Genomic DNA, 7,180 nt, shown 5'->3' with positions numbered 1-7,180 from the left:
AACCTCAAAGTTAATACATGCATGGACCATTCACGCCCAGAATTAGCCCTTGGGATTGGATCAATAAAAAAGTCATTTCTGGATGCTACGGATAGGGGTGTAAAGCTGAAATACATTACTGAAATCATGTCTGAAAATATCCCATATTGTAAAGAACTAATGAGAATTTCTGAAGTGCGTCATTTAGATGGAATCAAGGGTAATTTTATGGTGAGTGAGAAGGAATATCTTGCGCCAGCAGTCTCGCACGATAATAATAACGATACTCATAGTGACACACATATAGCATCTCAACTTATCTATAGTAACGTCAGAGAAATAGTGGAGCAGCAGAATTATATCTTTGATACTCTGTGGAATAAAGCAATCCCAGCAATCAAACGATTTAGAGAAATTGAAGAAGGAATAGGACACACAGGAACAAGACTATTAGAAGATCCAGATGAGATATATGATCATATGAGATATGTTATTGGAAATGCATCTAAAAGAAAAATTTGTTCATCAACTGGTGGTATGCAGCTAATACATAGCAACTTCTTTGAAAGATACTTGATAAATACAGAAGTGGAGAGGGAGAAGGAATACGATGGATATTAACTGTTGACAAAGATAACAAAGAACTAGTCAAGATATTCCTAGTTGCTGGAGTACAAATAAGACACTTAAAAAATCTAACACCGATGAAATTCGCTGTTGACGATAACTATTTTCATGCCACTATAGATAAAATGGAAAATGGTAAAATGATGCAAAGCCTTTTGGCTAGCAATGACCCGATTTACATAAATCATTATAATTCAATTTTCGAAGAATTATGGAAAAATGGAACTGACGCAGCTCAAAGAATTAAAGATATTGAAGAAGGTGCCGATATAGCAGATATCGAAGTATTTCAAAATGTTTCTAGAGCCAAAGGGGTATACTTGGAACTTGTAAAAGAAGCCACAAAAGAAATATTATTTATATTTCCTACCGCAAATGCTTTTTCTCGCCAGCATAAGATAGGAGCAGTAGAATTAGCTGAAACGGCAGCAATAGAGCGCGATGTAAAGGTTAGAATATTGATGCCACATGTTGCAAGCGAATTGACTGAAGAGACTTTGAATATGTCTATCGACCACCATGATAAGGTCCAGACAAGGCATATAGAGCAAATGTTAGGTACTAAAGCCACCATTCTGGTAGTAGATAGAAAAGAATCACTTGTGATGGAGTTAAGAGATGACTCAAAAACAACTTTTGATGAAGCTATAGGTCTATCTACCTATTCCAATAGCAAAGCAGGTGTTTTATCTTATGTTGCTATTTTTGAAAGTTTGTGGAGTCAAACTGAATTATATCAAGAGATTAAAAAAGCACATGAAGTATTGAAGCTTCATGATAAGGCTCAAAAGATGTTTGTTAATGTGGCAGCTCATGAATTGAGAACCCCTATTCAACCCATATTAGGTTTATCACAAATTCTTCTTTCCAAGACAGGAAATATCGAACAGTATGTTGACCTTATCGAGACTATTAACAGAAATGCCAAGAGACTAAATCGCCTTTCAGATGACATTTTAGATGTTACAAAGATTGAAAGCAATACGCTAGAATTAAGAAAAGAACAACTTGATCTGAATGAAGTAATAAGCAATGCTATGGATGACATAATGTCAAGTAAGAAAATTGATAGTAAGAAGGTTCAGCTAATATACCAACCTCAAGACATAATAATGAACGCAGAATTAATACAAGTTATTTCTAACCTGCTAAGCAATGCAATTGAATTTACAAAAGAAGGTACTATTGCTATTTCAACGAGAATAGACCGAGACAATAACAGTTACAATAGCAGAGATAATCAGATCACCGTGAGTATACAAGATACTGGCAGCGGAATAGATCCTGATATACTACCTGAATTATTTTCAAAGTTTGCTACAAAGTCCTTCTCAGGAACAGGACTAGGGTTGTTTATCTCAAAGGGTATTATTGAAGCTCATAGCGGCATGATATGGGCTGCGAATAACAAAAATGGTAAAGGCGCCACATTTAGCTTCAAGATACCAATGGGTTTATGACTTGATGTATTTGAAATGATAAAATAAAGCAAATTATGAATTCTCGCACTAAAACACTATCTGCTGTTTTTAATATGAGCTTTCTAATTGTAAAGATCCTGAAAAACTTTTTTTGAATTGAATAAGATTAAAATGGAATATAAATAATTTTGTACTTGTACGTATTGAGTTTTGGCCCTATTTTGATTCAGTAAATCATTTGTTATGGTTTTTATCAATTGCATACAAGTGATGTTACTCTTATACACTGAGAGTGAGAATGCCAGTCTACAATGCTGTTTTTCTAGTAATTGCAGATCTAATTTTGCTCTGTTGAACAAACAAATTGCACTACTGATTTGTATGTTATATTACATTACATTTAACGATAAAATGTAGCAACATTTAGCAATTAGCACAGTTTGGATTATAAGTATGATGTAGCCATCGTTGATTTAGGATTTTTTAATACGCTTAGTTTAGCGCAAATAAATGGAACTATAGGCATAACGGTACTTAAGGCGTATTTCTCAAAGATGCAATTAAAGGGGTATATCGATTGACCAACAAATCAGAGTTCTCTATGACTAATGAATGATCCATCAATGGCAAAAGTGATATGATCAAGAAACATCAAGAGAGTTGGTATTTTCCTCGTATGTCATGCGGAAATGTTCTCATGCATTTGCAATGTGAGAAAGTTCTCAATGATATTGAGTGGACAGGATGGTTACAATGGATGAGGAACTTTAGAAGATCGCTAAAAGAAACGTGGAAGCAAATAAAGTCAGATAGATAGTTTGTCACCAACACATATAACGTCTAGGGCTTTATATCGAATTTTCAACAGAAATTGCTCAAAATATAATCGTGAAATTACGCCCCAGCCTCTATTAGCTAACTACTCAAAGGAATACTAAATGAAAATGTAGCACCTTTCCCATCTGTATTATTCTCAGCCCATATTGAGCCGCCATGAGCTTCAATTATTTTCCTGGATATGAACAATCCAAGTCCTGTGCCGGTATTTGATTTGGACACAAATTTTAGAACAGTGTATCCATTAACTCTGAAGGTATACCAATACCAGAATCTCTAATGCTAACAACTATAACACCTTCTTTCTTCTTTTCAGGTACCATCTGCTCTTTTTTTTTTCTACAGATATTGATATAGGACCTCCATCGTTTGTAAATTTAATAGAATTTGTTAAAAGGTTAGAAATAACCTGATAAATTCTAATCCTGTCTGCATTTATGTTAACAGGTGATTTCAGATTATCATAATTAGAGAACGTTATTTGAATCTCTCTTGCTGCAGGATTTTGGGATTGTATATCCTTAATGACGCCTTTTATTTCTGGAATCAAATCAAAACGTTCCTTGATTAAATCCAGTGTTCCGCTTTCAATTCTGGTTACATCTAGTATATTGTCTGAGAGCCTTTGTAGTCTTCTTGCATTTCTAGCAGTGATAGCAAGTAAATCACGCTGATGAGGATCAGTAGCTTTTGGCAGAAGGACGTCTGTAGCACTCAGTATCGGCTGTATGGGGGTTCGCAATTCATGAGCAGCTACATTAATGAACTCCTGCTGTGCTTTGTTATGTAATTCTAGCTTTTGTTTAACATCTTCAAGATGCAGATTGGATTCATCTAATTGTTTTGTTCTTTCTTTTACTTCTCTTTCTAGGCTTTGGCTCCATTTACTTAATAATAGTATTACGATTGCTACAGCAACAGTAATACCTGCTAAAAGAGAAAACATCTCTATTCTTTCGGTGAATATAACATTGTCTATCTGAGAAAATACAGTAGATGTAGGTGTAATCACAAAAACAGAAAATGCGGGTCTTCCTCCTTCAAAGATGGGGTATCCAGTATTCAGTCGCTGACCGTTTATAAAGTCATAGACTGCCGAATCTGGTTTACCCGACATGACTGTCCGTATTAAATTATTTAGAACTGCATTATGTCCTGTAAGCTGCTGAGTATAAGATCCAAAAAAAGATGTTCCCACAAATCTTTTTACTGGGTGAATTAATTGTATCGAATTACTGTCTAGTACTGCTAGATATTGCGAGTTTATGTTGTAAATGTTTCCATAATGTTGGAAGAATTCTACAGTCTGGACTAGCGCTGCTACCAATCCCATGTATTTTCCTGTTTCCCTATTTACTATAGGATACGTCAGCGCCACTCTTAGTTTATCGTCTGCTCCCTCATAACCACCAGAAAATACTGGTGCAAGTGTACTTTTTGTCTGTCTTATCCAGCTTCTAACTGAAAAGTTTGTTCCTGTGAATATTCGCTCCCCCTTTATCGCCAATGCATTTACTGACTTACCATTTTCGTTCAAAATAGCTAGTCTATCAACTCCAATGGAAGTACTCAGAGGAACAAAAATTTCTTTCATTAATTCATTGGTTTTATTACTAGATAAATCTCCTTGCTGCAAGTATATCGAATTTGCCAATCCCTGAAGTCTTGATATTATTGAATCAAAGTCAGAGTTAATGTGGTTTGAAATGGCCTTCGTAGAATCTGATTGGCGTTGTTCTTGCTGCGCGAATAGGCTATTTCGAATATTACTCTCAGTAATGTTTTGTAGATAAAAGAATAAGCCATAGGATACAGCAGCTATTACTATGACTGCAATAATTCCTTTTGTCCTTATTCCTTTAAAATTATCAGTTTTAAGAAATGCCAATACTTATCATTATCTCTCGCATTCTGATAAAGTGTAATATATTGATTGCCATATTAACAGTACATATTAACAGAAAGCACAATAGTCATTTCATTTGCAGGTATTCTATTCTTCTTACTGTACTACCCACATGCATTCCTAACTATGTAGATGACTTGAATTTGAATTTAGTAATCACACTATTTCTTCGCAGCCACGATATTCAAAGAAGGATTCAAAAAGGAAGAGAATGAACCCAAAGACAATAAAAAAGCACGCAAGTGTGAATACATTATACGGCTGCATTATCTTAACTTAATTACTAACGCAACCTCTTATCAGATTATATGTCTAATGCCACATCATGCAGTAGTGATATGTACATCTGATAATAACAAAAAAGCTGGACCTACAACTTTATGGAAAACTCTCAAGGGCAAGAATGTCAAAACCAACGATGGAAAAGACCTAGGTGAAATTAAAGAAATATCCGATAACTATGTACATGTCCAGAAAGGTACAAATCGAAATGAGTAGAGAAGTTGCAGGTGAGATAATCTATACTCCAATGCATTCTTTGGCATGGTAACCATACTTTACGATAATAATATGATCTTAACCAAAAAACTTCTGATAAATAAAAAGAATACACAAAAATGTCTCAATATTTTCATTTTAAGTAAGATTATACATAGACATTTAAATTGTTTAATGTCCATATATAAAAGTAGGACATGAGTAAGATTGCAGGAAAACTAAAAGATAAACTAAAAGGTGCCACGGATAAAACTAAGGAGACTGTTGTAGGCTCAAAAGATACTGAAGAAACAGGATATGATTCTACAAAACAATATGAAGCTAATGAACCAATGTCTGCTGCCAAAATAAAAGAACATGAATCAACAGCTGTGAAAAGAGAAATGACAGAAAAGATTACTGACAAGCAAGGAACAACTTCAAATTCAGAAGAAGCAAAGGAAAAAGCTAGAACAAGTGGTATGACTAAAGGAACTGCAGGCGCTTAGACCTAGACTCCATCATAACAGAATAGAATAGTAAATACAGATACTAGCAATGACTTTAGAAAGAAAAACTACAAAAAAAGATAGGTGAAGCAATAGGCCTTGAAATAGCTGCAGAAACCGCAGTAAATGACCAATCTTATACCGGGTGATGCTTTCACAGCCTCCTCACACCCCCGCCCATCATTAGGCACATAAGTAACAATTTATCTGGAATAGAAAGCTTTGCTAAAAATACTCAAAAGCAAATAAATTTCAAGACGTAATCTCAATAACAAATAATGACATTTCGTACGTATTAGCAACTGCTTCAATCCGTCTACTATATCCAAGTCGTTCAGTCAAAGCGAAAATGGACCACGAAGTGATGGACCCGTTACAGTAGGAGCAGGAATGGAACTTCATAAATTGCAGGACGCAGAAATCGTACTATAACAACCTAAATTCTGATTAATTAAGAGTATATCTAGCATCCTGCAGTTTCAATAAAAGATCTCTATATCGCAAGAATCTATAGCCTTCATTTCTTAATTCGCTTATCATTGTCAGTTGATCATTAATTGCTTTATGTGGGTCACGTGGATGCAAAGCAATCCTGATCATTTTATGTTTACGTTTTGCGCCGTCTAAGAATCTGAAACGCCTGTTTTCAGTACCAATTCTCATCACATTTTGAGCTGGATGGCCAGTAAGGTCCCAGCTTAGAACCTTTGGAGCTTTAATCTTTCTTGAAGGCTCTACAGAGAGCAACAAGAATTCTTCCTGGATTTCAGCCAAACTAAATTTTAGCTTTTTCAACACTTCCTTACAACCATTTCCAAGCTTCCATTGTGGCGGCACAAATACCTCAGTTCTTAGTCCTACCTCTTGAAATATTTCAAGAGCTGCGCGTAGCTCTTCCTCGGCTCTAGCTTTAGTTATGGTGTGAAAATCATCCATGTGACCATTTCTATCCTCATGATAAAGGCCATGTAACGCTACTTCGCATCGATTGTACGATTTGAGCTTATCTACAAATTCAGGATATCGGGGAAGGTCCTCTGTATGACGTAAAAATGGAACTAGTCCAACATTAAATTTTATTTTTAAATTATCGAATGTGTCCATATATTCAAACACCCTCTTTGAGAACCTAGGTGCAGCATCGTGCAAAGTTACGACGGCCAGTTTTGTTGAAGACAATTGATTGGTCATCTACCACCCAGCAAACGTTTTTAAAACTCCTATTTTTATCTCTTAGTCCTAACTTTGGTTTTTTGCTGCAGACTAGCCTTTAGAGCCGCTACAAGGTCTTGAGTTTCTTGCATCTTTTCCATAGGCTTCTCTACTATGGGCTTGCCCTTGACTTTGGAGTCTATCAGCTTTTCTAATTCCTTTGTGTACGTATCAGAATATTTGCTCAAATCAAGGTGCTCACTTGACAGATT

General features: G+C 35.4%; 7 protein-coding genes and 2 pseudogenes. 5 read left to right on the top strand and 4 right to left on the bottom strand.

Annotated elements, in window-relative coordinates; translation table 11 throughout:
* The 3 genes and pseudogenes from DYY65_RS11845 to DYY65_RS12650 all read left to right on the top strand — a co-directional run.
* A pseudogene (locus tag DYY65_RS11845) lies at positions 1–600 on the top strand (hypothetical protein); the annotation flags it as partial.
* A gap of 83 nt (positions 601–683) precedes the next feature.
* The gene (locus DYY65_RS11840; RefSeq protein ID WP_162478161.1) at positions 684–2,066 is read left to right on the top strand and encodes an ATP-binding protein; all 1,383 of its coding nucleotides are present in this window, start codon (positions 684–686) and stop codon (positions 2,064–2,066) included.
* A 598-nt stretch (positions 2,067–2,664) separates the two neighbouring features.
* The gene (locus tag DYY65_RS12650) at positions 2,665–2,844 is read left to right on the top strand and encodes a hypothetical protein (protein ID WP_236561826.1); all 180 of its coding nucleotides are present in this window, start codon (positions 2,665–2,667) and stop codon (positions 2,842–2,844) included.
* Positions 2,845–2,942: 98 nt separating this feature from the next.
* Here the strand turns inward: DYY65_RS12650 and DYY65_RS11835 are convergent, their stop codons facing one another.
* Positions 2,943–3,086 carry a sensor histidine kinase gene (locus tag DYY65_RS11835; protein ID WP_370519362.1) on the bottom strand — a complete coding sequence of 48 codons (144 nt, stop codon included), beginning with the start codon at positions 3,084–3,086 and terminating at the stop codon, positions 2,943–2,945.
* Positions 3,087–3,153: 67 nt separating this feature from the next.
* Positions 3,154–4,752, bottom strand: coding sequence for a sensor histidine kinase (locus DYY65_RS11830; RefSeq protein ID WP_162478160.1), 1,599 nt, complete (start codon positions 4,750–4,752; stop codon positions 3,154–3,156).
* 333 nt (positions 4,753–5,085) lie between these two features.
* Between DYY65_RS11830 and DYY65_RS11825 the strand changes: the two genes are divergently transcribed.
* Together DYY65_RS11825 and DYY65_RS11820 are read left to right on the top strand one after the other, a co-directional pair.
* On the top strand, positions 5,086–5,268 hold the full coding sequence (locus DYY65_RS11825) for a hypothetical protein (RefSeq protein ID WP_162478159.1): 183 nt from the start codon (positions 5,086–5,088) through the stop codon (positions 5,266–5,268).
* A gap of 197 nt (positions 5,269–5,465) precedes the next feature.
* Positions 5,466–5,756, top strand: a complete 291-nt coding sequence (locus DYY65_RS11820) for a hypothetical protein (RefSeq protein WP_162478158.1) — start codon at positions 5,466–5,468, stop codon at positions 5,754–5,756.
* 447 nt (positions 5,757–6,203) lie between these two features.
* Here the strand turns inward: DYY65_RS11820 and DYY65_RS11815 are convergent, their stop codons facing one another.
* The gene (locus DYY65_RS11815; RefSeq protein ID WP_162478157.1) at positions 6,204–6,935 is read right to left on the bottom strand and encodes a DUF2334 domain-containing protein; all 732 of its coding nucleotides are present in this window, start codon (positions 6,933–6,935) and stop codon (positions 6,204–6,206) included.
* A 47-nt stretch (positions 6,936–6,982) separates the two neighbouring features.
* Positions 6,983–7,180: pseudogene (locus DYY65_RS11810) on the bottom strand (hypothetical protein); the annotation flags it as partial.

Origin of the sequence: Nitrososphaera sp. AFS, assembly GCF_009898475.1 — an archaeon.
In the GTDB taxonomy this organism is placed as follows: Archaea; Thermoproteota; Nitrososphaeria; order Nitrososphaerales; family Nitrososphaeraceae; genus Nitrosopolaris.
The sequence above is the reverse complement of the archived record's forward strand: the minus strand, read 5'-3'. Positions and strand labels throughout refer to the sequence as shown.